Raw genomic sequence first — 26224 nt, forward strand, 5'->3', positions numbered from 1 at the left:
CGTATTTGGTATGGTTGCGCGAAATTAATAAATAAAGCCTGTAACCGGGCTATGGGGTGTTATTATTTAGTAAGCGTACTTGTCTTTCAGGGCATTAATCGGTTTCTCGAAAAAGTGCCATGAAACCGATGCGACTAAGACAGTAAGCGCTACTACAACCGTTGCTTCAAAGGCGATATTGCCTTCGAGGCCGGGGATATATTGATAGATTTTCCGGAAAAGCCTGACCGTCGGGTGCATGGGACCGCTGTGAAAGTGGTTATATACAAAATTGTGGTACAGGTATAGGCCATAGCTGATTTTGCCCAGATAAATACACACCGGATTTTCGAGGAACGCGGCCATCCAACCCTTGAAACCCATCACTGCGCGCCCTATCAGCATAAACCCGAAAATGGACGACATGGTTCTGTCGAGCACCACGTACGGAAAGTTGAACGGCTGCGCGAGCGATTTCGCCCACCATTGAATGAGCACCCAGCCCAGTAACCCCAGCAGTACCGGCCACGATTTGTCGAAGATTTTGACAAACAAATCACTCTTGTAAAGCTGCATCCACGCCATGAGCCCGCCCAATGCGAACGAATCGAAGCACGCGGGTGTGGACACGTACGCGACCGTCCATTCGCCCATCGTCACAAAGTTGGTGCCAGGAATGCGGCCGGAGTAGAAGATGTAAGCCCGCAGCAGAATGCTGAAAATGCCCATTAATCCTAAAACCGGCACCAGTTTATTCTTTGGAATGAAGAATATCAGGAAAGGAAAGAAGAGGTAGACCTGCTCTTCTACGGCCAGCGACCACAAATGGTCCACCGAGCCCATCCAGGTTTTGTGCAATGCAATGTAAATGTTGGTCCCGTACAACGCGAGCCACGCCAGCTTATCGCGAACGGGCGGGACATTGAAGATGAACAGCAGTGCAATGATGAGGTAGTAGACGGGGAAAATGCGGATCGTTCTGCGAATAAGGAATTTGCGCAGGTATTTCTTGAAACCGCCGGGCGTTCCGTAAGTCTTTTCCTTGCTTTTCAGGAGAATGCGGGAAATGAGGAAACCGCTGAGTACGAAGAAGATCGTCACGCCCAGGGCACCGAATGGGATGATGTTGATCGCCACGATGAGGTGGTCGAGCAGTACCAGTCCCACTGCAATGAAACGCACGCCGTCAAGTTGAATAATGTGTCCTTCCGAATTGGTGCGCATGGTTACCAGTTTACTTTCACTTCTTTTTTAAGCGATTCTTTGACGGTCACCGTCCTGCCTTTGAACAGGATGCCGGTTTCCGAACCCTGCTGGCGGATCAGCGCGATCTTGTACGTGCCCTTATCGATTTCAGAGAACGGAATATCGGCGTAAAAGCCCGGTGCGAAATAGTATTGTTTGAGAAACAGCTGCTTGCGGCTCGTGTTGCGCGTGCGCAGGGCCGGGAAAATGTAATAGCATTTGTCGGAGCTGAGCAATATGTATACGCCGCTGTCCTGCAAACGCTGGCTGGTGAATGTCGAGTTATGGATTTTCAGCGATGCCGTATCCGGGCTGAATGTCGTCTTATCGTACAGATCGACCATGCCGCGGGAGCTACCGGCGTAATTCTGGCGGTCGGCGATGGCGATAAGTGGGAGCCATTTGTCGTAAATCACCGGTGTTTTCTCCACAATGGTTGCCGCAAATGCCGTGTCTTTGGGGTATTGCAATGATTTATCCGAAAATGTCCAGTTGAACTGCCAGGTTACGAGCTGCTTCCGCAGATTGTAGGCGTCGACCAGGTGGTAGTGGTAGCTGAACACGTTGAATGTCACCGCCAATGCCACGATGGCCGTAATGTACGGCGAGAGGAAGCTGCCCCGGATCGGGATTACCACGTAGAGATAGGCGGTAATAAGCAGCAGCACCGAGTAAATTTTATATCGGCTCGTAATCAATCCTTCTAAACCGAATCCCGCACGCGTGTACACGACGATCAGCGCCGTACCCAGGATAAAAAGGATCACGCCGAGGCAGAACAGGTCGGTCGTCCGCTCGAATTTCACGGCGTATTTATTCCTGACAATGCGGAAAAGCGTCGTTGAGGCAATGGACACCGCCACCAGGAACAGCACGGTCCCGATAAACAGGCAGACCTTGAAATTGTCGAGCACCGGGATGGACTCCGCAAATGAGCCCAGGAACGCCATATAGCCCTTGGCCAGCTGCACAATCCCCGCCTTCGATTCCGGGTTGGATTCAGGTTTGGTATACCCATAGAAATAGCAGAAAATCTCCGCAGCGCTGATGATCAGCCATAATGCAAACCGTTTGCGGTTCTGTGCAAGGAACAGCAGCAATGCGCCTAATGGAAGCACCATCAGGCCGTTCCCACTCGTAAGCACCGTCACGAAGCTGAGCAGAATAGCAACGGAAAAGGGGACTACTTTCGGATTGATGACCAGGTAGAGCGTCCAGAGCACGAGCGTAACCACACCCAGGTTCTGCACCGCGGCCATCCCCCAATACATATTTTCCCAGAATGCCAGCGTCATCCACAGGAATGGAATGGGTACCAATGCAAAAAGCGGCTTTTTATTCTTTCTCAGCAACTCATACCAGAGCGGAATAGCCGCCAGGAGCAGCACATTGCCGGCGGTCATGAGGTGCCGGTAATTGAGGTGCCCGAAAATGGCATAATCGATCCACGCAAAGAGCCTGGTGAGCGCGATGCGGTGTTCGTTATGCTGTTTGAAAAGTGCCTGGATCTTGCCCTGCCAGTCACCGGCCTGCGCATATTCGACGATGAACGTCTTTAACGCGTGGTCATCCCATTTCGGGATATTGATGGCATAATAATCCCAGACCGTGAAGTAAATGGCAACGGGTAACAGCAGGATCAGGCTCAGGATAATGACAAAAGCCTTCCGCGTCATTCCAGGACCATTAATTGACCGATGGAAGATAGGATAGAATCGGCATCGAGCCCGGAGATTTTCTGGTGGTAAGCCTGGCTGCCGTAGCGGCTGTTGGGATAGCCCTCAGCCTTGATGCTCTTGAATGCACTCGGGAAGATGCCTTTTTCAAGGAATTGGACCGAAAGCTGCTGTGCCAGACCGCCGGTAGTGCCGTGCTCTTCCACAACCATCACCGCCGATGCTTTTCTAAGCATCGTTACGAGCTCGTCCGTTATTTGCAGCGGGAATTGCAGCGCCGTTACCACATTCACTTTCTCGGCCAGTTCGGCCGATTGCGCCAATGCGGAAAGTACGTTCCCGACGATCGGGCCCAATGCGAAAATGGTGATCTCGGCATTTTCAGGCGCCTGTATCACTTTAAAAGAGCCGGTTTGATAGGTGTTTTCCGGTGATATTCTGCTATTTCCGAGCCGGAGATAGGTTGGATTGGCATTGTTCACGATGTTGCGGACCACAGGATCGACCTCGTCGAGGAAGGCTGGCGTCCATACATTCACATTTTGCAAGCCGCTGAGGCACGCTAGGTCTTCGAGCGTGTGGTGGCTGCTGCCCATGATGCCGTAACCGTAGCCGCCGCCGTTACCGACGAGGAAAACGGGCAGGTTATTGAAGCAGGCGTCGTTTCTGAATTGTTCGAGACAGCGGTAAACCACGAATGGCGCAATGCTGTAACAGAATACTTTATAGCCTTTATGCGCGATTCCGGCAGCTACTCCTACCATGTTCTGTTCGGCTACGCCGGCGTTAATAAACCGCTTGCCCATCGTGTCCCGCAGGTTTTCGAGGGCGCTGTATCCGAGGTCGCCGGTGATGAAAACGATGGACTCGTCTTCCTTCGCCAATTGTTCTATCGCTGTCGAAAATTCTTTTCTCATTTGGTCAAGGCGGATAGCCGCCGATTAGTTTCCATGAATAGTGTATAGGTTGGGTAATCTCAAAGGTAACAAAAATGGCCTGCGTTGTCAATTTCGGGCTCGTTACCGGTTGGTACCCCTTATTTTCTCAGTTGTTTTACCAATGCCCGGATCTCGTCGGCGGTTTTGTAAGACTTCGGTCCGCGGCGTATGCGGGTACGGATGTACTTGGGCCGCTTCTTCGTTTCTTCGAAAATCTTGGTGATGTACTCTCCCAGAAACGAAATACCGAGGATCGTCAACCCGCCGAAGAACACCACCAGGATAATAACCGTGCTAAGCCCGCGCGGCGTATCCGGGAAGAAAATGAATTTCGCGAGAATCTGCCAGACAATGCCGAGGATCGACAGGGCCGTGAGGCCGAATCCTGCGTAGCTCATCAGCTCCAATGGCGCGAAACTGAATGAGAATATCGCTTTTTTCGCCCACCAGATATTCTTCGTCCAGTTGTTGGTCGATACCCCGAACATCCTTTCCGGACGCACATAGGGCACGCCCGTCTGCTTGAAGCCCACCCAGGCGCGCAGCCCGCGCAGGAATTGTTCCGTTTCAGGCAGGTCCACGAGCTCCTTCACCACCTTGCGGTCGATCATCGAGAAATCTCCGGCGTCGCGGGGGATCGGGATGTAGCTCAGGCCCTGGAATACTTTATAAAACGATTTGTAAAAGAAGTGGATATGCGGCTTCATTTCACGCTGCACGCGCACGCCGTAGACGACGTCGTTGCCTTCCATCCATTTCTCGTAGAATGCCGGGATAATTTCGGGCGGGTCCTGCAAGTCGCCGTCCATGAGCACCACGCAGTCGCCCGTGGCGATCTCCATGCCGCTCAGGAATGCCGATTGCGAGCCGAAATTGCGCGAGTGGCTGATACCGACCACGTTAGGGTCTTTGTCACAAATGGCATTGATCACTTCTTCCTGGTTATCAGGCGAATTGTCGTTCACGAAAATGATCTCGTACCGTACTTTCAGCTCATTGAATGTCTTCACCAGCCGCTCGTACATGAACGGGATCGCCTGCGCATCCTTGTAGCACGCGATGATCGCCGTGATGATCGGGTTCAGCTTCGGATTTTCGAATGCCGGGATTACGCGCTCCTCGTAACGGATTTCTTCCTGCCACTGGCTGTATTTCGAAAGGCCAGTTTCCAGCGGGGTGGAGGCTTTCCAGCCGAAGTCGTTTTCGAATGCGGTCGGGTCGCCGTACCATTCGGCAAGGTCCCACTTGCGGTTGCTCATCGAGCCCCACTGCGGTTGCTCGGCAATGGAGAACGTCTCGCGGGTCGTTTCCACGAGGTCGCCCATCGTCGTTTTACGACCGGTAGCGATGTTATAGGAGCGTCCGGAAGTAGTAGCGTCCACTTTCAGCGCCGCATCCAGAAACGCTTCCACGCAGTCTTCGATAAACACGAAGTCACGGCTGATGTCCGGCGATACGAGCGACGGCAGCTTTTTCCTGCGCGCATTCTCGATCAGCCGCGGAATGAGCCTGTCGGGTTCTTCCCAGTAACCGTAAATGGAATATAGTCTCAAATTCAGTGTTTTGAGACCTGCAACTTTGGCATAATATTCCAGCAGGTACGCTGCCGAAACTTTGGACACCGCGTAATGGCTATTGGGCTCTACGCGGTCGGTTTCCTTGGGCGATGTGCAATTGAAGCCATATTCGGAGCTGCTTCCCGCATGGATATACACCATCTGGTCCGTGCAGTTCTGCAGGATATTCACCGTACCCAACACATTGGTTTCGTAGGTAAGGTTTACATTGCTCTGCTTGCTGTAAGCGCCGTATGCCGCGAGGTTGAAGATGGTCTGCGGCTTATATTTTTCAAAAACATCCTGCACGGAGTTGTTTGAAAGTATATCGCAGTGAATGATATTCTCGAAAGGCACGCCGAGCAGTTTCAGTCGCCATGCTTTGGTGGCGTCGTGTGTTACTGCGTAGCAATCCTTCCGGATCTTGAAAATGTCGTTAAAAAGGTTGGCGCCGATAAAGCCGCTGGCTCCAAATACAAAAACAGGCCCTTTTAAGCTCTCAATTTTATTGCGGTAAGCCGGTAAATGATGGAGCATTCGTTAATTCATTAAGATAATGTTCCTTTACTTCAAGCGTGGCCGCCTCGTACTGCTCCTGGTTCATGCTGATATAGTGCCATTCCAGCTTGTTCTCCATAAAGGAAACTCCTTTTCCCTTTACGGTATTGGCAATGATGGCCTTCGGAAGGCCGTTTTTGCGCTCTTTCAGTTCGGCGATCGTCCGGGCGATACCCGCCACGTCGTGACCGTCGATTTCGACCGTTTCAAACCCGATCGCCTTCCATTTTTCCACGGAAGCCGTTTCGCCGAGCACTTCGTCCACAAACCCGAACCCTTGCAGGTTGTTTTTGTCGATGATCATGATGAGGTTATCCAGCTTGTTTTGAATGGCGTAATGTGCTGCTTCCCAGGTAGTTCCTTCGTTGGTTTCACCATCGGACAGGAGTGCGAACGAGTACGTGCCATCGTCGCGGATCTTCGCCGCGTGGGCAATGCCCGTCGAGATAGGAAGACCGTGACCGAGCGAACCGGTCGCGAATGGGATGCCTTTATATTGCTTGGGCGCCGGGTGTGCCGGTAGCGTCGTGCCGTCTTTGTAATAGGTATCGATTTCTTCGTCGGTAATCTCGCCCAATGCGTTCAGGCAGGCATACAATGCTGTGGCTGCATGGCCTTTCGAGAGAAGAAATGTATCATCCGATGATTTCTGAAGAAAAAGCACCGCGATCATCAGGTCAATGCAGCTCAGCGAACAACCAATGTGACCCGCCTTGGCCTTGTAATACATGTCCAGAATCCGGAGGCGTAATTCGCCGCTGATCTGCCGGGGATCACTCAATATCTCTTCTGCATTCATGCCTGTCTATGGTATAGTGATGTAAGAAACTTTTCGGAATTAACGGCCAAATATAGGACTTTAAGTTCGGAATGTGCGAAAACTTTATTTACTGTACGGGACTAAAAAACAGGTCCGGTTACTCAAATCCGTAACGTTTGCCCGTCAGTTTCATGATTTCCAGGGGCTCTTTACGGCCCGGCTTTTTGATCCAGATGCGGTCCGTCTGGTCCATATCCATGACCTGCACATACTGCGCGTCCTTCGGGAAATAAAGGTTGGTAATCTGCGCGTCGTGGATCGAATAGGGGAGGAATGTACGGTCCATTTCGGAAAGCACCTCGTACCGTGGCGCCGGATAATAGATGGTATCGCCCGGCTGGTAAGTGGCTTCTATTTTTCGGGCCGCTTCCAGGTACGGGTTAGGCACGCGGGGTACGGCGAAGTAGCCATATTTCGGCGAGCGGTCCTCGTAGAATTCTTTTAACCTTAATCCAACAAAATAGAGCTGCGCAGCCAGGAACACGAAGATGAGCACCCGGAATTCCACTTTCAACGTCGTGTAGAATTGCAGCAGCAGGCTCAGCAGGATGATCACATAAGGGAAGGAAAACCCGGAATACCGCTGCATAATGCCGTAAGTATGCCCGTTTTTGAACGACATCAGTATCAAAAACAGCGTCGGTACGAGGGCCATCATGTACAGCAGCCAGAGCCGCGCCCGCTGCCGGCGGTCCGCGTTTTGATGCAAATCAGGGATGAAGGTCAATGCAAACAGGCTGACGCTCAGGATGCTGAATTGTAATTTGTGGTTGTTGTAAAAAAAGCCGGCGATGATGATCAGCAGATAAGGGAAGCGAGGGGTGAGCCACGCCGGCGTGTTGATCTTGTCTTTGAAACGGTACCAAACGATCAGTATCAATGCGACGAGCAATGCCACCGCCACATTCTTCCTGCCTCCCAGTGCATCGGCCAGGCCGTTGGTAAACAGGATCAGATCGGAGAAGATCGGCAGCGATTTGTTGAATACGTTCAAAGGCGTGGCGGGCAAAATGACGCCGAAAGCCTGTCCGCCGGTTTCGGCCTGATAGCGGTAGCGCTCCGCCTGATGCTGCAAGGACGATAACGTGTAAACACCGCCCCCGAACATCAGCCACCACGTGACCCCCGAAAGTGTGAACACTGCCGCAATGGCCATTCGTACCCATCCTTTGATCGTCCGAAGGAAGAACAATGCGTACAAACCATGCGCGAGCAATACTGAAATGACGAGGAAATGGCTGAGCAATCCCAACCCTGCCGACAGGATATAGCCTATGTAAAGCCAGATGACATTGCGCTTACCGGGCTTATCTTCAATAATTTGTAAAAAGAAATAGGTTGCCGCCAGCGTGAGGAAAAATGTGAGCGAATAGTTCCGTGCCTGATGACTGTAAGCGATAAAAAACGGCTCGATCGCGGTAATGCCGGCGGCGATCAATGCTGTGTTCGTCCCGAAGAACCTTCTCGCGAAAATGTAGGTCAAACCGATGATCAGCAGGCTGAAAACGACCGAAAAGAGCCGGATGGAGAAATCGGAGAAGCCGAAAATGTCGATCCAGGGATGCAGCAGCGCATAGTAAAACGGGCTGTTCCCGATATCGCTGCGGGTCATGGCCTCGTAGTAATCGTCGATGGATTTGGGTGCCCAGAACTCCGCCGGTGTGAATGGCTTCGGATGGTAAATTTCATTGGCCGTAAATGTGCGCAGCACCTGCTTTTGCGGGAATGCCGGCGTCGTCCAGAAGCGCGAATCGCGCAGCTCGCGGCTGGCAAATGCTTCTTTCTGGTTGGCACCTTCCAGCACAATGCCCTGGCTGACGAGCAGCGTGCTCACTTCATCGAAGAAAATGCTGTAACGATCGAGCTGATAGAGCCTCAGGCCAAGTCCCGCGACCAGAATAAGGATGAGTAATAGCCTGGATCGAAGGGTTTCTTTGGTATGGTTGGGAGACATTATGGCGTTCGCTGATGATGGCTGTTTCCGCTTATCCGCAAAGACAAGCTCCGGTTGAACATATCAAGATGCCGCGAAAATAAGGAAATTTCCCGTTACCGGGTATTTTTCAGATTTTAAGAATCGTAAACTCTACTCTGCGGTTTTTCTGGCGCGTCTGCTCGGTAAGGTTGCTGGCAATGGGCCGTGCCGGTCCCCAGGCCTTGGTTTGAATGCGCTTGCCGTCGATCCCCTTGGCCAGCAGGTACTTCTTCACCTGCTCCACGCGGTCGGCGGAAAGTTTTACATTTTTTTGGACTTCGCCCTGGTTGTCGGTATGGCCTTCCAGGAGGATTTCCATCGCAGGGTAGGTCTTCATCGTCTCCGCAATGCGGTCCAGCTCGGTAAACGACGACGGGATCACCTCCGCGCTGCTTTGTGAAAACATCGTATTGCTCAGCCTGATCTGCTGCCCGGCCTTGATCGGTTGCAGGACGATGTTCTTCCGAATGGTGCGGAAATTGGTTTCTTCGCTCAGGTCCATGTCCTCCGACACCGGGAAATAACCCTCGCCGGAAGCGGAAATGCGGTAAATCTCCTTTAAAGGAAGTATTAATCGGTACTCGCCCGTTTCCGGATCGAAACTGGCCGTGGCAAATGAGGCATTGGTTTTCTTGATGTCCGCGGCAATGTCGGACTTGACGGGTTTGTTCGTTTCCGCTTCCAGCACGGTGCCGGTTACCACGGCCACGGGATCGGGCTTGATCTCGGGCGTCATGCGGATACGGAAAATGTCTTCCTGGCCCAACACCTTTTCACTGGCGCTGAAATAGGCATAATCGCCCGTGGCGGGAATGTTGATGAATGCGTCCCAAAGCGGCGAATTGATGGCCGGGCCCAGGTTCTCGGGCGTCGACCAGTTCAGCCACGTGTCGTCCAGGCGCCGGGTGAGGAAAAGGTCGCCCTCGCCGTAGCCCGCATGCCCCTGCGAGGAAAAATACAGGGTTTTGTTGTCCAATGCGAGGAAAGGCGTTCCCTCATAATCCGCCGTATTGATCACGCTGCCCAGGTTACGCGGCTCCGACCAGGTATTGTCTTTTTGTAAAAATGAAATGTAAAGGTCCTTGCCGCCCTCCGAATCCGCCCGCTGCACGGACATGATCAGCACATTTTCGAATGGCGATACGGTAATTTCAATAGTAGTCGCCGAGCCGACCAGGTTCATAATCCGCGAGGATTTCGGAAAGCCCCATCCCGATTTGGTTTTGAACGACCGCGAAAACCCGAAATACATGCTGCCGTCGGGGCGGTATTCGTTGATCAGGTAAATGGTTTTTCCGTCGGCAGAAATGCTGGTAATGGCATTATCTCCCGCATTATTGATCGGCGGGCCGATATTCAGCGCATCCGTCCATTGTCCCTTGTCATTTAATGTCGAGTACCAAACATCCTGGCGCGAGGGCGAGCCGATGTTGCCTTCGAAATTGTTTCTAGTGAAATAAAGTGTCTTACCATCCGGCGAAATGATCGGCGCTACTTCCTGGCCTTTGGAATTAATGGCTTTACCCATGTTTTCCTTCTGCGTTTTGAGCTGGGTAGCGGCAAAATTGATCTTTGCCTCAACCGGCGTCGCGTCCGCTGAAATAGCTACCGCGTCGATCTGGTTAAACCCCGAAACTTTGTTAGGCTGCAACACCAGTTTCACGGCATTGGCCTGGATAGTCTGTTTGGGAAAAATATGCAGCATCCGGCCTTTCACCATCTGCTGGGCGGCCGGCGTTTCGGACACGAGGTATTCCTTCCCGTTCGCGTCGTACGCATACACGCGGGCGATCGAGCCGGGGTTGAAGTTCTCGGCAATGGCGATCTGTTTCAGGGGAACGGTTTTGTCGAAGCCCACTTTGATCCACTCCTCGTTCCGGCCGTCGGGCTCGGCGGGCGACCAGGCGCAGGGACTGTCGCCGACGTCGGGCAGCTTGCTCGGGACGCCCAGGATCTGTTTGGAGCGGTAGGCATGGCCGATCTGGGACGGCCTGTATTCGGAAGAATAGCCCAGCACCTTATTGGCCCATAACACCTCCTGGCAGTACGCTGTAACGGGGGCAACTGCCATTGAAAGGCCAAAAAGAATGCGTTTAAATCTCAAAATCATGGGGTGATCAGATACCGGCCGGGCTATTCAATATCTGGTAATATATTAATAATACAAAAAAATGTCAATCCTACTGCTTCGTGCCGATGAGCAGTATCCAGTCCCATTCCGGCTGCGAATCCGGCGGCTGTACCACGGCTTCCTCCCCGGCTTTCAGGTCTTTGCCCGCCCAGCGTTTGCCGGTACGCGGACTGTACCATACCGCTCCGAATTCGCTGCCTTCCAGGTGTTTCAGTTCCAGGCGTACGGGCCGCGACGTAGGAAGGTACAGCATCGCCAGTCGTTTATTGGAAAGGGAAACGATGCCGATTTCTGCCTTATCGAGCGAGTCCACAAGCAGGTCGGGCGAATCGGGCTGCATGTATTCCCACGGAATGCCTTTCAGGATTTTGACGAGCTGGTGAATGTATTCCGCCCCGTCCTTGGTGATATTGACTTTCCAGGTAGGATTAAAGTTCTTGATCGTACTCATGTGGCAGAAGCCCGCCGCCGAGCTCAGGATCGACTGGTAGGCCTGGTTACGGATGAGCGTCGACTGGTCGGTGATCTCTTTCGGGAACTCCGAGTTTGCAATCAGGAACGGGCGTAATGCGGCTTCGGCTGAGTTTTTTTGCCAATTGGCCAATGCGGCATATTCGGCCGGCGTCACCGTGGAGTCGGGGATGATGAATTTCAGTTCCGAGTGGTTCGGCGAGTTGTCGTTCACGCTCGTGGGCGAGCAGGTGTTGAGCGACGCCAGGATCTGCCCGTCCGATTCCGCCCGGATACCTTCCGAAATCGCCTTGAACTGCGACGCGCTCTGGTACTCTTCCTCGCTTACGATCCAGATGATGTTCGGATATTTCGCGAAATGTTTGCCCACGTAAGTGCCATAGCTTTTCCAGGCTTCCTCTTTTTGTGTGTCAAAAACGATATTCCAGCTCTGCCGCGACACGACAATGCCCACTACCAGGTTACGCTCCCTGGCCGCGATCACGATCTTTTCCAGGTAATCGAAGTAGGCTTTGTTCGGTTTGGTCAGGTCGTTGTTGTCCAGAAACGGGGCTACCTTATTGAAATTCCGCTGGTTAGGCAGCGCGGGTAGCAAATGCACGAGGAACGTATTGAAAGACTGCGCCTTGCGACTATCCATATACTGCACCGCCTCGGCATAGCTCAGCTTTCGCAGCATTTGCCAGGCCACGTCGGCCACCATCAGGAACGGCGTGCCGTTATTGTCGGTAATGTGCCTGCCGTTCGGACTGATTTTCAATGGAAATCGCGGCGGCGCCTGGTCTTGCGGCCGGAATGCGAATCCTGCCCCAAGCAGGCTGCATAATGCGAGTAACGCACATGCCAGCGGTTTGGAAATCTTCATGGGTGTCAGCATTGGCCTGATTGCTAGCTTCTTCCGAGCTCTGCGATCGTTTGGGTAGGGTCGGGAGAATTAAAAACGAAGCTGCCGGCCACGAGAATATCCACGCCCTCGCGCACCAGCAAAGGTGCATTGCCCAGGTTCACGCCCCCATCAACCTCAATTTTGAAATTGTAGCCGAATTTTTTGCGATAGCCATCCAGCGTCGCCACTTTCCGGTAGGTGTTTTCGATGAATTTCTGTCCGCCAAAGCCGGGGTTCACCGACATGATCAGGATCAGCGACACATCGCCCATGATCTCACTCAGGACTTCCACGGGCGTATGCGGGTTGAGCGCGACTCCAGGTTCGGCGCCGAGTTCCTTAATATGCTGAATGGTCCGGTGCAGATGCGGGCAAGCCTCGTAATGCACGGTAATGCCCGATGCGCCCGCATTGCGGAATGCCTGGAGGTAGCGGTCGGGCTGCTCGATCATCAGATGCACATCGAGCGGCTTTTTGGCATGCTTGTGAATGGCTTCGCAAACGGGGATACCGAAGGAAATATTGGGGACGAACATGCCGTCCATGATATCGACATGAATATAATCCGCGGAACTGCTATTGATCATTTCGACGTCGCGTTGCAGGTTTGCAAAGTCCGCGGCGAGTATGGAAGGGGCAATTTCAGCCATGAAATCAGAATCTAATTTGAATTGGTCAGGCCGAAATTAATGAATTTATGGGCAATGCGGGTTATTCGTTGATTGCATTCACGGGAAATGAAAGGGTATCAAGCACTTGCAACCGCACGCGGTCATCATCAGCGTATGATCCGGACAATGTGTACCGACGATCCACCAGGTTATAAATCTCAATGCAAACTTTTTCGGGAAACACAAGCCAGCATTCGGGAACGCCGTAAGTTTCATAAACACCCTTTTTGATCACCATATCCATTTTTTTCGAACCTGGCGACACGATTTCGATGACCAGATCAGGCACACCACGAATCCAGTCCTGCATAATCTCCCGGTTCGCATTGGATACGAAGAAAATATCCGGTTGCAGGTGGTTGAAATCCTGTTCCAGAATTACATCGAATGGCGCAGCGAATACACGACCAAGCTTATTTTGCTTGACGTAGTTGGCCAACAGAAGAAAAAGTTCTCCTGAAGCCGATTGATGGGGCATTTTCGGGCTAGGCGACATAATTTCCTCCCCGTTGATAATCTGCGTCAGGTCCGGATTGTAGTAAATGGGCGGTTCCAGGGTTTTCATATGCTTGGCCGTTTTGAACGAAAATACTAAAAATGTGCGACATACTGAGTGTGTGGTTGATATGCGAATCTTCTGTTGATACGACAGCATCCGCACTTCGTCACACATCTTTTTGCGAGTGCTCAAAATTTGAATTAAATCTTAAATTTGGGCCGAATCATTTAAGCCGCCGTGACCACTATGAATCCCGAACAGAGAATCCAGGAGCTTTCAGAAAAGCTGCATTTTTATAATGACCGCTACTACCAGGACAGCGTGTCGGAAATATCGGATTACGAATTCGACCAGCTGCTCAAAGAGTTGCAGGCCCTGGAAAATGAATATCCGCAGTTCAGGCAGGACGATTCGCCTACCATGCGTGTCGGCGGGACGGTTACCAAGGCGTTCAACACGGTGTATCACCGCTACCCGATGCTATCGCTCGACAATACCTATAATGAGGACGAGCTGCGCAGTTTCGACGACCGTGTGCGCCGCGGGCTCGACGGCGAGCCTTACGAATACATTTGCGAGCTTAAATTCGACGGGATTTCTCTCAGTTTTACCTACGAAAACGGCGTCCTCGTGCGCGGCGTAACGCGCGGCGACGGTACGCGCGGCGATGAGATCACAAACAATGTCAAAACCATTCGTTCACTGCCGTTGCGCGTTAAAGCGGAGAATATACCGCCGGTTTTTGAGATCCGTGGCGAGGGTTTTATGCCCCTGTCTTCTTTCCAGAAGCTGAATGAGGAAATGGAAACGCTGGGCGAGAACCAGTATGCCAATCCCCGCAATGCCGCTTCGGGCTCGTTCAAGTTACAGGATTCGGGAGAATCGGCGCGGCGAGGGCTCGACAGCTACATTTATTCGTTCTTGTCGGATCATGAATTTTTCAAAAGCCACGAGGAAAGTTTGCTGGCATTGAAATCCTGGGGTTTCAACGTGTCGCCGGGCTGGAAAAAGGTCTCGAATATCGACGAGGTGATCGCCTACATTCACGAATGGGAAGAAAAACGGGCGCATTTGCCGCTGGCTACGGACGGTATCGTGGTCAAAATCAATTCGTTTGAACAGCAGCGGGAACTTGGTTTCACGGCTAAAAGCCCGCGCTGGGCTATTTCCTACAAATACAAGGCAGAAAACAAACCGGCCGTGCTGCGGATGGTCACTTACCAGGTGGGCCGAACGGGCGCCGTGACGCCGGTGGCTAACCTGTGCGACCTTACCGAGCGCGCATTGCCTTATAACCAGGTGAAAGGCGTGCATTTGTCGGGCACGCGTGTGAAGCGCGCCACACTGCACAATGCCAATGAGCTCGAAAGGCTGGGTATCCGCCTCGGCGACACGGTTTTCGTGGAGAAAAGCGGCGAGATCATCCCGAAAATTACCGGCGTGGACATTTCGCAGCGTGAGAAGTACGACACCGAGCCGATCATCTTCCCGACGCATTGCCCCGAATGCAACTCCGAATTGCAGCGTAATGAAGGCGAGGTCGCATTCTTCTGCCCGAACGACAGCCATTGCCCGCCGCAGCTGAAAGGCCGCATCGAGCATTTCATCCACCGCAAAGCGATGAATATCGAAAGTTTGGGGGAAGGTAAAATAGAACTGCTGTTCGATCTGGACCTTGTGCGCACCCCCGCGGACCTGTACGACCTGAACTACGACAAGCTGCTCGGCCTGGAAAAGAACCTGCTGAACGAAGAAACCGGCAAGGTGAAGAAGATCAGCTTCCGTGAAAAAACGGTGGATAACATTCTGAAAGGCATTGACCTGTCGCGTACGGTGCCATTCAAAAATGTGCTCTTCGCCTTGGGTATCCGGTTCGTGGGGCAAACGGTGGCGGAAAAGCTGGCAGCCTATTTCAAATCCATGCAGGCATTGCGCGCAGCTACGTACGACCAGCTTACGGCCGTACCCGAAATCGGCGGTCGCATTGCATTGAGTATCGAATCGTTTTTCAGCGTACCGGAAAATCAGTTGCTCGTTGAGCGATTGGAGCGGGCTGGTTTGCAAATGGAAAGCGACGAGAAGCCGGTTGAAATCGAAAGCGACCTGCTGGAAGGCAAGACGTTCGTCATTTCCGGGGTTTTCGAAAATTTCGAGCGCGATGAGCTCAAAGAAAAGATCGAGGCGAATGGCGGAAAGGTACTGAGCGGCGTGTCCGGGAAGCTCAATTACCTGCTCGCTGGGGCCAATATGGGACCTTCCAAGCTCGAAAAAGCCCGTAAGCTCGGCGTTACGATCATCTCCGAGGAAGAATTTTTAGCAATGATTGGAAATTAAGTAAATAATATAGCCCCGGAAGGCTAACTTTGTGTTTTAAAATCTAACAATTATATAAGTAAATAATGCCATTGGACCAACGTTTCAAAGGGGTAGGGGCCGCGCTGATCACACCTTTTGATGAACAGAATGAGATTGATTACCCGGGTCTGAAAAGACTGATCGAACTGGTAACGGAAGGTGGTACGGACTACCTGGTAGTACAAGGAACAACAGGCGAGTCGCCAACAGTTTTCTCGAAGGAAAAGCGTGATATCCTGGCATTTACAATAAAGAACAACTACAAAAAGCTGCCGATCGTTTACGGTGTCGGAAGCAACAATACCCAGGAAGTACTGAATACCATTAAGGAGACCGACTTCACGGGCGTGGACGCTATCCTCTCGGTATGTCCTTATTACAACAAACCGACGCAGGAAGGCATTATCGCCCATTTTACGGCCATCGCCGACGCTTCACCTGTTCCGGTCCTTTTGTATAATGTACCTGGCCGTACGGTAATCAATATGAAAGCGGATACGATCGTGAAACTGGCGGCGCATCCGAATATCATCGGTATCAAAGACGCCGGCGGCAGCCTCGAACAAAGCATGGAACTCGCTTCACGCGCGCCGGAAGACTTCCTGCTGCTTTCGGGCGACGATAATCTGGTAACGACGATGGTAAGTGTAGGCTGGCACGGTGTGATCTCGGTGATTGCCAATGCATTCCCGAAGGAATTCCGCGAGCTTACCTGGGCTGCACTGGAAGGCCGTTTCAAAGACGCCGCGAGATTGCAACTCGCATTCCTCGAATTCGATACACTGCTCTACATCGAATCGAATCCGGTAGGCATCAAGAAATGCCTGGAAATCAAAGGCATTTGCAGCTCGGACGTGCGTTTGCCGTTGCTGAAAGCTTCGAAAGAACTGGGTGAGAAGCTGGAAAAGGCAATGGTACGGGAAGGGTTTATGTGACAAGAAAAAAGTCAGGACTAGTCAAGTGAGTCATTCGTAGTCATTTGTGGTTTGCAATGGTTGGGTGTTGAGATTTGGGTATTCCGGCTTTCAATTTATATTTCAGGCATCACAGGTTTGGGGATTTAATTCCGACCTGTGATGTTTTGTTTTAAACCAAAAGCGAAATGTTATGATTACGTTTTACCCAGGGCCCAGCAAGGTTTATCCGCAGGTCGAACAACATATTTCCGAAGCATTTGCCAGCGGGCTCATCAGCTCCAATCACCGCAGCGAGGGCTTCATGCAGTTGCTGGAACAAACAATCGCCGATCTGAAAGTGAAGCTCGACGTGCCGGCCGGTTATGAGGTCTATTTCGTGTCGTCGGCGACGGAATGCTGGGAAATCATCGCGCAGTCGCTCCTGATCGATTCGAGCTTGCATATATACAATGGCGCATTCGGGGAAAAATGGATGGAGTATACCCACCGCATTTCGCTCCGCACCAGCGACGCTTCTTTCGGGCTGAACGAGACGTTGCTCATGGACCGTTCAGCCGTTTTTTCACGCAATGAACTCATATGTGTTACCCATAACGAAACGTCGAACGGCACCAAAGTCCCGGAGGATTTTTTGCTTGACATTCGTAAAAAAGTCGATAACCTCATTGCCGTGGATGCCACGTCGTCGATGGCGGGCGTGAATTTGCCTTGGGAAAACGCGGATATCTGGTATGCGTCGGTGCAGAAATGCTTTGGCCTGCCTGCCGGGCTCGCGGTCATGATCGTTTCGCCGAAAGCCATCGAGCGGGCGATCCAGGTGGGCGAGCGGAAGCATTATAACAGCCTGCTGTTTATTCGTGACAACTTTTTGAAGTTCCAGACGCCGTTCACGCCCAATATTCTCGGCATTTACCTGCTGGGAAAAGTGATGCAGCAAGTGCCGGCCATCAAGGAGGTGGACAAACAGACGCGCCGGCGCGCGCAGGAATGGTACGCTTTCCTGCTCGAAAACGGTTATGCGCTGGTGGCGGAAAATACGGCCGTGCGTTCGGACACCGTCATTGCCGTGCGCGAGACGAAAGAACGCGTCGCCGTCCTGAAAAAAGCGGCTAAAAACGAAGGCATTGTGTTGGGCAACGGGTACGGCAAGGAGAAGGAGACGAGTTTCCGCATTGCCAATTTCCCGGCGATCAGCGACGAGGAAATCGCGATACTGAAAGCATTTTTGGTAAAAATGGCGCCAAATGGGGCGAATGAGTAGTAAATGGCTTTCCTTGTATTTATAACTAAAAACAAATCCACTCACCTGCGGCTTACTAGTTGTGCGATTAGATATTTTAAAGCAATACCAGGCCCAGACCAAATGTCTGGTCGCGCTGGATTCGATTATTTTTGGTTTTGACGGCGAAGAACTGAAACTGTTGCTGGTAAAAAGGGGCATTGAGGAAGAGCACCATACGTGGTCGCTCATGGGCGGGTGGGTGCAGCCCGACGAAAGCCTCGAAGGCGCCTCTTCCCGCATTCTTTTCGAGCTCACCAATCTGACGGACATTTACCTCGAACAATTGCACACGTTCGGCAGCCCCCGCCGCGACCCGGTGGAAAGGACGGTCTCGGTGGCCTATTTTGCATTGATCAATGTGGAAGACTACGACCACAAGATTTCCAAAAATTTCGAGGCACAGTGGTTTTCGATGCAGGAACTGCCGAAGCTGCTTTTCGATCATGGTGTGATGGTCGATATGGCGATCCAGCATTTGCGTTACAAGGCCTCTCAGCACCCGATCGGCTTTGAATTGCTGCCGGAGAAATTCACGATTCCGCAGTTGCAGAAACTGTACGAGGCTATTTTCGGTACGGAGCTCGATAAGCGGAATTTTAGCCGTAAATTGTTGTCTACCAATCTGTTGATTAAACTGGACGAGAAGCAGAAAGGCTATTCCAAAAAAGGCGCATTCTTTTACAAAATCGACGAAGAGAAGTATAAAAAGCAGTTCAATACATTCCTGAACTTCCTGCCGGGAAGCGCTTCATAGCCGCCGCTATTTTCACGATCATCGGTTTTTGAGGTTGTGTAAGCAGTCGGTTTTGAGCAACTTTGCGGGATCGAAACGCCCCAAAGTGTAAGCCCATGTTCAATTTCAAGGAAATCATCTCCGTCACGCTGATCCTCTTTTCGGTGATCGATGTGCTTGGCTCATTGCCGATTATCGTCGATTTCCGGCGGAAACTGGGCAAGATCGAGTCGGAGAAAACGACGATTGTGGCTGGTCTGATCATGGTGATCTTTTTGTTTTTGGGAGAAAGATTGCTTAGCCTTTTCGGCGTCGATATCGCCTCTTTCGCCATTGCCGGGGCCATTATTCTGTTCCTGCTTGGGCTCGAAATGATTTTGGGCAGGGATATTTTCAAGCACGGTAATGTCGATGTGGGCGTGGCGTCCATTGTGCCTATTGCGTTCCCGATGATCGCGGGAGCGGCTACGATGACCACATTGCTGTCGCTCCGTTCGACCTACCAGATCCAGAATATCCTGGTCGGCATCGTGCTGAACCTCTTTTTTATTTACCTCGTATTAAAATCATCGAACTGGCTGGAAAGGAAGCTGGGCCAGGGCGGTACCGACATTCTCCGCAAGGTTTTCGGTATCATTTTGCTGGCAATTTCCATCAAATTGTTCAAAACCAACCTTTCGATGTAGTGGCGCACGGGTCGCCGTTTTTTATATCAAGACAAATTTTTAAATCAAATTAACAATGCAACAACTGGATAGCCTTAACCAAGTCGCGGATTTTCACAGAACTTTCAAACACCCGATCCTGGAAACCCCGACGATCCCCTCCGAAGAACGAAGCCGCCTGCGCGTGGCATTGCTGGCCGAGGAGTTGAAGGAGCTGGAAGTGGCAATCCTCGAAAAGGACATTGTAGAAGTGGCCGACGCGCTTTGCGACCTGCAATATGTGTTGTCGGGCGCGGTGCTGGAATTCGGTTTGGGCGAAAAATTCCGCACGTTGTTCGATGAAGTGCAGCGTTCGAATATGTCGAAAGCCTGCAACTCGGTGGAAGAAGCCGAAGCAACCGTGGCACACTACCAGGCGAAAGGTACGGATTGCTATTTCAAAGAGGACAATGGCAAATACCTCGTGTACCGCACGGCCGACGATAAGACTTTGAAGAATATCAATTACTCGCCTGCCGATCTGGCGTCGATCATCGGTTAATCGTATTCTAATAAATTCAATCGACTCATTATGAGCTCTGTTCTTGAACGATTTCTGCGATATGTGCAAATCGATACACAATCGGACCCTAATTCGGAGACCTTTCCCAGCACGGCCAAGCAGCGTAACCTGAGCAACCTGCTCGCCGAAGAGCTTCGTGCGTTGGGCGTGGCGGACGCGCATGTGGATGAACATGGGTATGTTTACGCGACGATCCCGTCGAATTCCGATCGGAAAGACATACCGGTGATTTGCTTTTGCTCGCACGTGGATACTTCGCCGGACGTAACGGGTGAAAACGTAAAACCGATCGTTCACCGAAACTGGGACGGCTCGGACATTATCCTGCCGGACGATCATTCGCAGGTTTTGAGAATAGGGGAACTGCACGACCTTGACCAGCAGATCGGAAACGACATTGTTACTGCCAGCGGTACTACATTACTGGGGGCCGATAACAAGGCGGGCGTGGCCGAAATCATGGCGGCTGCCGAGCATTTGCTGGCCAACCCGCATTTGAAACACGGCGACATTAAAATCCTTTTCACGCCGGACGAGGAGGTGGGTCGAGGGACAGAAAAAGTAGATTTACAGAAACTGGGAGCCGACTTCGGCTACACGGTAGATGGAGAAGCGATTGGAACGCTGGAAGACGAGACGTTTTCTGCCGATGGTGTGAAAATTACCATTTACGGCGTAAGCACACATCCGGGCTATGCGATCGGCAAGCTGGAAAATGCATTGAAAATCGCAGCCGAAATACTCGCTCGCTTGCCGAAGAATAAACTTTCGCCGGAAACTACGCAGGACAAGGAAGGATTTATCCACCCGGTGCAAATGGAAGGTATTCAGGAAAAAGCGGTTTTGAGCTTCATTATCCGCGATTTTACCGTCGCCGGTCTGCACGAGAAAGAAGCATTACTGAGAGGCATTGTGGATGATGTTTTGCAGGAATATCCTCAATCGACGGCGGAATTTAAAGTGCAGGAGCAATACCGGAACATGAAGGAGGTGCTCGACCAGCATCCCGAAGTGATCCAGAATGCATTGGAGGCGATGAAAAGGGTGGGCCTGAACCCGATCCAGCGCAGCATCCGCGGCGGTACGGACGGTTCCCGGCTGTCATTCATGGGCCTCCCATGCCCGAATATTTTCGCCGGCGAACATGCATTTCATTCGAAGCTGGAATGGGTATCGGTGCAGGATATGGAGAAGGCGGTTGACGTTATCGTCAGCTTGGCGGGCGTTTGGGTGGAAAAGTAGTCAGGTGTGGTCATTTATAGTCAAGCGTAGTCATGTATTGTCATAGGTTTGTCTCAGTTAAAGACTTCCTGACCACACCTGACCAAACCTGACTACACCTGACTACACCTGACCACACCTGACTACACCTGACCACACCTGACCAAACCTGACTACACCTGACTACACCTGACCATACCTGACCATACCTGACAAATACATTAATAGTTAATAAAAAGGAGCATTCGTGTCTAAAAAGACCAAATATTACGTAGTGTGGCAAGGCCGGAAAACCGGGGTTTTTACCGATTGGAAGGAATGCGAGGCGCAGATTAAAGGCTTTGAGGATGCGCGCTACAAGTCGTTTGAATCTTTGCAGGAAGCCGAAGCGGCCATTCAGCGGAACTACTGGGAATTTGTGGCCAAAAAGGACTCCAAACCAGCCGTGCAGGAGCCGCCTGCTAACGTAGGACGACCGATTAAAAACAGCATTGCCGTAGATGCAGCGTGGAACACCGCCACGGGCGACATGGAATACCAGGGTGTGTACTACGCGACCGGCGACCGCATTTTTTTGCAGGGGCCATTTAAAGACGGCACGAACAACATCGGCGAGTTTTTGGCCATCGTGCATGCATTGGCTTATTTGCAGAAGAAAGAAAGCGACCTGCCGATCTATACGGATTCCAAAACGGCGATGGCGTGGATTAAAAAGAAACATGCGAATACCAAACTGGCACTGACGCCCCGCAACAAGCCGTTGTTCGAAATGCTGCAACGCGCCGAGCGCTGGCTGGCCACCAACACTTACCCGAATAAAATATTGAAGTGGGAGACGGAATATTGGGGGGAAAACCCGGCTGATTTTGGACGAAAATAAGATATAAGATGCCTCGCAACGCCCATTTCCGGTTCAAGCAGTTTACCATCCGGCAGGACCAATGCGCCATGAAAGTGTGTACCGATGCCTGCGTGCTCGGCGCATGGGCGGATGTGGAAGATGCCGATCGCATTCTCGATATCGGCGCGGGCACGGGCCTGCTGTCGCTTATGGTCGCACAGCGCAACTCGTACGCGATGATCGATGCCGTGGAAATCGATGCGGAAGCATTTTACCAGGCGGGCGAAAATGTGGAGCAAAGCCCGTTTCACGACCGGATTACCCTTTTTCATTCGGCCGTGCAGGAGTTTGTATCGGACCATTTATATGATGTGGTTATTACCAATCCGCCGTTTTTCCAGTCGGACCTGCTGTCGCCGATCGACAAAAAGAACATCGCGCATCACGCCAAATCGCTTGATTTTGAGGAATTGCTGGTGGCTATCGAAAGGCTGTTGAAGCCGGAGGGTAAATTCAATATTCTTTTTCCCGTCGACGAAGGCGAGCGCTTCGCAGAAAAAGCGGCACAAGCCGGCTGGAAACTGACGCGCAAAATGACTTTGTTTCACCAGGAAGACAAAAAAGCATTCCGGTTGCTGATGCTATTCCAACGGCCCGAATTTGCTCATAATGTGCACGTTGAGGACGATCTGTGCATTTATGAGCAGGATGGTGTTACCCACGACCGGCGTTTCAGGGAATTGCTAAAAGCTTTTTATTTGAAATTTTGATCAGGAAAAACACGAACTTTGCGGCAAATTACCGGCAAAGCATTGTCACTGAAACCGTACATGACCGACCAAGCTATCCAGATTTCCGTTGTTATCCCGCTTTATAATGAAGAAGAGTCGTTGCCGGAGCTTTGCGAATGGATTGCCCGGGTAATGGACGAGAACCGCTTCACCTACGAAGTGCTCTTCATGGACGATGGCAGCAGGGACGGGTCGTGGGAAGTGATCCAGCGGCTTTCGCAGGAGAATCCGAATGTACGCGGAATGCGGTTTGTGCGGAATTATGGTAAAACGGCTGCATTGCAAACCGGTTTTCAGGCGGTAAGAGGCAATGTGGTGATCACGATGGATGCCGATTTGCAGGACAGTCCCGACGAGATTCCGGAGCTGTACAGCATGATCGTCAACGACCGTTACGACCTGATTTCGGGTTGGAAAAAGAAGCGTTACGACCCCATTACGAAGACTATCCCGACGAAGCTTTTCAACGCGGCCACAAGGCAGATCTCGGGCGTTTACCTGCACGACTTCAACTGTGGCTTAAAGGCTTACCGCAAGGATGTGGTGAAAAATATCACTATTTATGGAGAGATGCACCGGTACATTCCGGTGATCGCGAAATGGAATGGTTTTGCCAGGATCGGCGAGAAGGTGGTGCAACATCGCGCGCGCAAGTACGGTCACACAAAATTCGGCCTCGAACGGTTCATTTTTGGCTTCCTGGATTTGCTTTCGATCGCCTTTGTGAATAAGTTTGGACGAAGGCCGATGCATTTGTTCGGCAGTCTGGGAACCCTTATGTTTTTTCTTGGAAGCCTTATAGCTGTGTGGCTGATCGGAAAAAAGATTTATAACATTTACAATTTACTGCCCTATCGGAATGTTACTGAAAACCCGATGTTCTTTCTCGCGTTGGTAGCGATTATGGTAGGTTCTCAATTATTTCTCGCAGGATTTTTGGGTGAATTGTTTGTGAAGCAATCTGTTTCAAAGACAGGGGATTATACTATTGCTGAAAGGGCAGGATTGTAGAAAATCAAGATTTGTATTCAACGTATTTAAGTTTAAAAGTTATTACCTATTACACAACTAATGATCGCTAACGTACACAAAGCACATCCGTGGCACGGAATTCCGATGGGTGACAAAGCACCCGAACTAGTGACTGCATTTATTGAGATTGTTCCTACCGATACCGTAAAATACGAAATTGACAAGGCGACCGGTTACCTCAAAATCGACCGCCCTCAGAAATATTCGAACATTGTTCCCGCATTGTACGGCTTCATCCCCAAAACCTATTGCGCCGACAAAATCGCTGCATTGGCAAGAGAGCGTTCCGGTCGCGATGTGACCGAAGGCGATGGTGACCCGCTGGATATCATTGTATTGTGCGAAAAAATCATTTCGCACGGTAACATCATGTGCGAAGCGAAACCCATCGGCGGTATCCGTCTGATCGATGGCGGCGAGGCGGATGACAAGATCATCGCGGTGCTCAAAGGCGACGAAGTATATGGTCAGTTCAACGACCTGAGTGAGCTGCCGGACGGTATCGTTGAGCGCTTGAAGCACTACTTCCTGACTTACAAAAACCTGCCGGGCGAAAAGGCGCACATTGAAATTACCAATGTGTATGGCAAGGAAGAAGCGCATGAAGTGATCCTTACTTCGGTAGAAGATTACAAGCATTCTTACTATTGAATCGACACAGCATTATAACGCCGGTTATCGGATGAGTATCCATTAGCCCGGTGGAATTTAGGGCCGTTCCTGCTAGGGGCGGCTTTTTTTAATTCGTATCTTTGCGCAAATTTTGACCAACCATTTGGCACTCGCTGCCAGGCATATATGAGTAATTTACAAGAAATTAAGAAACGCCGGACGTTTGCGATCATCAGTCACCCCGATGCCGGGAAAACCACATTGACGGAAAAGCTGCTCCTTTTCGGCGGTGCGATCCAGACGGCGGGCGCAGTGAAATCCAATAAAATCAAAAAGACGGCGACTTCCGACTTTATGGAAATCGAGAAGCAGCGGGGTATTTCCGTGGCGACGTCGGTCATGACATTTGAATACAAGGACCTGCTGATCAACATCCTCGATACGCCGGGTCACAAGGACTTTGCCGAAGATACTTACCGCACATTGACGGCCGTCGACAGCGTCATCCTCGTGGTGGACTGCGTGAAGGGCGTCGAAGAGCAAACCGAGCGACTGATGGAGGTGTGCCGGATGCGGAATACGCCGGTGATCGTGTTCATCAACAAGCTCGACCGCGAAGGACAGAACCCGTTCGAACTGCTCGATGAGCTGGAAAGCAAGCTGAATATCCGCGTGCGCCCGCTGACGTGGCCGATCAATATGGGAGCCAATTTCAAAGGCGTTTACAGCTTGTACGAGCAAATGCTGTATTTCTTCAAGATCAATAAGACGAAAATTGAAAGTGATGTAGCCAAAGTGAACCTGGACGATGAGAATCTTTCGGAATTGCTTGGTGAAAAGGACGCCGGGCAGCTAACCGAAGACGTTGAACTCGTGGAAGGTGTTTACGACGTATTCTCGGAAGAAGCTTATCAAAAAGGCCAGCTGGCACCGGTGTTCTTCGGTAGTGCGATCAATAACTTCGGTATCAAGGAATTGCTCGATACGTTCTGCGATATTTCACCTATCCCGCAGCCGCGCCCGACCGACGTGCGTGAGGTTGAGCCGACCGAGCCGAAATTCACGGGTTTTGTATTTAAAATCCACGCCAACCTCGACCCCCGCCACCGCGACCGCATTGCGTTCCTCCGCATTTGCTCGGGTAAATTCGAGAGAGGTAAGTTCTATAAACACGTTCGTTTGGGTAAGGACGTCCGCTTTTCGAGCCCGTTTACATTCATGGCGTCGGACAAGAGCGTGATGGAAGAAGGCTTCCCCGGCGATGTGGTCGGGTTGTACGACACCGGTAACTTCAAAATCGGCGATACATTGACCGAAGGCGAAAACCTGCAATTCTCCGGTATCCCAAGCTTCTCGCCCGAGATATTCAAGGAGCTGATCAATATGGACCCGATGAAATCCAAACAATTGGAAAAGGGTATCCAGCAGCTTACCGACGAAGGGGTAGCGCAGCTTTTCACCCTCGATTTGGGTAATAGAAAAGTCGTAGGCACCGTTGGAGAACTCCAGTTCGACGTAATCCAGTACCGCCTCGAACACGAATACGGCGCCAAATGCCGCTGGGTGCCGATGAACATCTCCCGCGCCTGCTGGCTAACTGCCGACGAAAAGCCGGCAATGGACCAATTCATCCGCCTCAAAGGCAACCAAATCGCCTTTGATAAGGACCGCAACCCCGTTTTCCTTGCCGAATCAGAGTGGATGATCCGCATGAACCGCGAAAACAACCCGGCTATCCACTTCCATTTCACCTCGGAATTTAAGACGGAAATGGCGCTTTGAGGGTGATTTAGCGTGTTCAATATCCC

General features: G+C 51.4%; 22 protein-coding genes. 12 read left to right on the forward strand and 10 right to left on the reverse strand.

Going from position 1 to position 26224, the window contains the following annotated elements; translation table 11 throughout:
- Positions 1-66: 66 nt before the first annotated feature.
- From H144_RS0112925 to H144_RS0112970, 10 genes are all read right to left on the reverse strand, one after another.
- The gene (locus H144_RS0112925; protein WP_019942493.1) at positions 67-1203 is read right to left on the reverse strand and encodes an acyltransferase family protein; all 1137 of its coding nucleotides are present in this window, start codon (positions 1201-1203) and stop codon (positions 67-69) included.
- Between the two features lie 2 nt (positions 1204-1205).
- Complete coding sequence (locus tag H144_RS0112930; RefSeq protein ID WP_019942494.1) at positions 1206-2900, reverse strand: hypothetical protein; 1695 nt, start codon at positions 2898-2900, stop codon at positions 1206-1208.
- A complete protein-coding gene (locus H144_RS0112935; RefSeq protein ID WP_019942495.1) occupies positions 2897-3817 on the reverse strand; it encodes a transketolase family protein in 921 nt (306 codons plus the stop codon). The genes H144_RS0112930 and H144_RS0112935 overlap by 4 nt, the downstream gene beginning before the upstream one ends.
- 119 nt (positions 3818-3936) lie before the next feature.
- A complete protein-coding gene (locus H144_RS0112940) occupies positions 3937-5931 on the reverse strand; it encodes an NAD-dependent epimerase/dehydratase family protein (RefSeq protein ID WP_019942496.1) in 1995 nt (664 codons plus the stop codon).
- A complete protein-coding gene (locus H144_RS0112945; protein WP_019942497.1) occupies positions 5900-6751 on the reverse strand; it encodes a transketolase in 852 nt (283 codons plus the stop codon). Before H144_RS0112945 ends, H144_RS0112940 begins: the two co-directional genes overlap by 32 nt.
- A 118-nt stretch (positions 6752-6869) precedes the next feature.
- Entirely contained in the window at positions 6870-8726 is a 1857-nt protein-coding gene (locus H144_RS0112950) for a glycosyltransferase family 39 protein (RefSeq protein WP_026350660.1), read from the reverse strand.
- A gap of 109 nt (positions 8727-8835) precedes the next feature.
- Positions 8836-10857: an OmpA family protein gene (locus tag H144_RS0112955; RefSeq protein ID WP_063826389.1), complete on the reverse strand. Its 2022-nt coding sequence runs from the start codon at positions 10855-10857 to the stop codon at positions 8836-8838.
- Positions 10858-10927: 70 nt separating this feature from the next.
- The gene (locus H144_RS0112960) at positions 10928-12214 is read right to left on the reverse strand and encodes an apiosidase-like domain-containing protein (RefSeq protein ID WP_229207895.1); all 1287 of its coding nucleotides are present in this window, start codon (positions 12212-12214) and stop codon (positions 10928-10930) included.
- 23 nt (positions 12215-12237) lie between these two features.
- Positions 12238-12885, reverse strand: a complete 648-nt coding sequence (gene rpe / locus H144_RS0112965) for a ribulose-phosphate 3-epimerase (RefSeq protein WP_019942501.1) — start codon at positions 12883-12885, stop codon at positions 12238-12240.
- A 61-nt stretch (positions 12886-12946) separates the two neighbouring features.
- Complete coding sequence (locus H144_RS0112970; protein WP_019942502.1) at positions 12947-13471, reverse strand: Uma2 family endonuclease; 525 nt, start codon at positions 13469-13471, stop codon at positions 12947-12949.
- Between the two features lie 180 nt (positions 13472-13651).
- Between H144_RS0112970 and ligA the strand changes: the two genes are divergently transcribed.
- The 12 genes from ligA (at position 13652) to H144_RS0113030 (ending at position 26198) form a co-directional block, all read left to right on the forward strand.
- Positions 13652-15739, forward strand: coding sequence for an NAD-dependent DNA ligase LigA (gene ligA, locus H144_RS0112975; protein WP_019942503.1), 2088 nt, complete (start codon positions 13652-13654; stop codon positions 15737-15739).
- Between the two features lie 65 nt (positions 15740-15804).
- A complete protein-coding gene (dapA, locus tag H144_RS0112980) occupies positions 15805-16695 on the forward strand; it encodes a 4-hydroxy-tetrahydrodipicolinate synthase (protein WP_019942504.1) in 891 nt (296 codons plus the stop codon).
- Between the two features lie 172 nt (positions 16696-16867).
- Entirely contained in the window at positions 16868-17938 is a 1071-nt protein-coding gene (locus H144_RS0112985; RefSeq protein WP_019942505.1) for an aminotransferase class V-fold PLP-dependent enzyme, read from the forward strand.
- Positions 17939-17999: 61 nt separating this feature from the next.
- Positions 18000-18713, forward strand: a complete 714-nt coding sequence (locus tag H144_RS0112990; RefSeq protein ID WP_019942506.1) for an NUDIX hydrolase — start codon at positions 18000-18002, stop codon at positions 18711-18713.
- A 95-nt stretch (positions 18714-18808) separates the two neighbouring features.
- A complete protein-coding gene (locus H144_RS0112995) occupies positions 18809-19378 on the forward strand; it encodes a MarC family protein (RefSeq protein WP_019942507.1) in 570 nt (189 codons plus the stop codon).
- A gap of 55 nt (positions 19379-19433) precedes the next feature.
- A complete protein-coding gene (locus tag H144_RS0113000; RefSeq protein ID WP_019942508.1) occupies positions 19434-19898 on the forward strand; it encodes a pyrophosphohydrolase domain-containing protein in 465 nt (154 codons plus the stop codon).
- Positions 19899-19928: 30 nt separating this feature from the next.
- Entirely contained in the window at positions 19929-21161 is a 1233-nt protein-coding gene (pepT, locus tag H144_RS0113005; protein ID WP_026350661.1) for a peptidase T, read from the forward strand.
- A gap of 226 nt (positions 21162-21387) precedes the next feature.
- Complete coding sequence (locus H144_RS0113010) at positions 21388-22020, forward strand: ribonuclease H1 domain-containing protein (RefSeq protein WP_019942510.1); 633 nt, start codon at positions 21388-21390, stop codon at positions 22018-22020.
- An 8-nt stretch (positions 22021-22028) separates the two neighbouring features.
- Positions 22029-22751, forward strand: coding sequence for a tRNA1(Val) (adenine(37)-N6)-methyltransferase (locus H144_RS0113015; RefSeq protein WP_019942511.1), 723 nt, complete (start codon positions 22029-22031; stop codon positions 22749-22751).
- Between the two features lie 60 nt (positions 22752-22811).
- A complete protein-coding gene (locus tag H144_RS0113020) occupies positions 22812-23783 on the forward strand; it encodes a glycosyltransferase family 2 protein (RefSeq protein ID WP_026350662.1) in 972 nt (323 codons plus the stop codon).
- Between the two features lie 60 nt (positions 23784-23843).
- Positions 23844-24455, forward strand: coding sequence for an inorganic pyrophosphatase (locus H144_RS0113025; protein WP_019942513.1), 612 nt, complete (start codon positions 23844-23846; stop codon positions 24453-24455).
- A gap of 147 nt (positions 24456-24602) precedes the next feature.
- Positions 24603-26198, forward strand: a complete 1596-nt coding sequence (locus tag H144_RS0113030) for a peptide chain release factor 3 (protein WP_019942514.1) — start codon at positions 24603-24605, stop codon at positions 26196-26198.
- Positions 26199-26224 lie beyond the last annotated feature (26 nt).

Origin of the sequence: Dyadobacter beijingensis DSM 21582 (assembly GCF_000382205.1) — a bacterium.
Lineage (GTDB): Bacteria > Bacteroidota > Bacteroidia > Cytophagales > Spirosomataceae > Dyadobacter > Dyadobacter beijingensis.

Excerpts from the sequence above, each read along its gene's own strand:
- H144_RS0113030 (WP_019942514.1), top strand. The coding sequence starts at position 24,603 with ATGAGTAATTTACAAGAAATTAAGAAACGCCGGACGTTTGCGATCATC.
- H144_RS0112945 (WP_019942497.1), bottom strand. The coding sequence starts at position 6,751 with ATGAATGCAGAAGAGATATTGAGTGATCCCCGGCAGATCAGCGGCGAA.
- H144_RS0112995 (WP_019942507.1), top strand. The coding sequence starts at position 18,809 with ATGTTCAATTTCAAGGAAATCATCTCCGTCACGCTGATCCTCTTTTCG.
- H144_RS0112950 (WP_026350660.1), bottom strand. The coding sequence starts at position 8,726 with ATGTCTCCCAACCATACCAAAGAAACCCTTCGATCCAGGCTATTACTC.
- H144_RS0113015 (WP_019942511.1), top strand. The coding sequence starts at position 22,029 with ATGCCTCGCAACGCCCATTTCCGGTTCAAGCAGTTTACCATCCGGCAG.
- H144_RS0112970 (WP_019942502.1), bottom strand. The coding sequence starts at position 13,471 with ATGAAAACCCTGGAACCGCCCATTTACTACAATCCGGACCTGACGCAG.
- H144_RS0112985 (WP_019942505.1), top strand. The coding sequence starts at position 16,868 with ATGATTACGTTTTACCCAGGGCCCAGCAAGGTTTATCCGCAGGTCGAA.
- H144_RS0112925 (WP_019942493.1), bottom strand. The coding sequence starts at position 1,203 with ATGCGCACCAATTCGGAAGGACACATTATTCAACTTGACGGCGTGCGT.
- dapA (WP_019942504.1), top strand. The coding sequence starts at position 15,805 with ATGCCATTGGACCAACGTTTCAAAGGGGTAGGGGCCGCGCTGATCACA.
- H144_RS0113025 (WP_019942513.1), top strand. The coding sequence starts at position 23,844 with ATGATCGCTAACGTACACAAAGCACATCCGTGGCACGGAATTCCGATG.
- H144_RS0112935 (WP_019942495.1), bottom strand. The coding sequence starts at position 3,817 with ATGAGAAAAGAATTTTCGACAGCGATAGAACAATTGGCGAAGGAAGAC.
- H144_RS0112955 (WP_063826389.1), bottom strand. The coding sequence starts at position 10,857 with ATGATTTTGAGATTTAAACGCATTCTTTTTGGCCTTTCAATGGCAGTT.
- H144_RS0112930 (WP_019942494.1), bottom strand. The coding sequence starts at position 2,900 with ATGACGCGGAAGGCTTTTGTCATTATCCTGAGCCTGATCCTGCTGTTA.
- rpe (WP_019942501.1), bottom strand. The coding sequence starts at position 12,885 with ATGGCTGAAATTGCCCCTTCCATACTCGCCGCGGACTTTGCAAACCTG.
- H144_RS0112960 (WP_229207895.1), bottom strand. The coding sequence starts at position 12,214 with ATGAAGATTTCCAAACCGCTGGCATGTGCGTTACTCGCATTATGCAGC.
- H144_RS0113000 (WP_019942508.1), top strand. The coding sequence starts at position 19,434 with ATGCAACAACTGGATAGCCTTAACCAAGTCGCGGATTTTCACAGAACT.
- H144_RS0113020 (WP_026350662.1), top strand. The coding sequence starts at position 22,812 with ATGACCGACCAAGCTATCCAGATTTCCGTTGTTATCCCGCTTTATAAT.
- ligA (WP_019942503.1), top strand. The coding sequence starts at position 13,652 with ATGAATCCCGAACAGAGAATCCAGGAGCTTTCAGAAAAGCTGCATTTT.
- pepT (WP_026350661.1), top strand. The coding sequence starts at position 19,929 with ATGAGCTCTGTTCTTGAACGATTTCTGCGATATGTGCAAATCGATACA.
- H144_RS0112940 (WP_019942496.1), bottom strand. The coding sequence starts at position 5,931 with ATGCTCCATCATTTACCGGCTTACCGCAATAAAATTGAGAGCTTAAAA.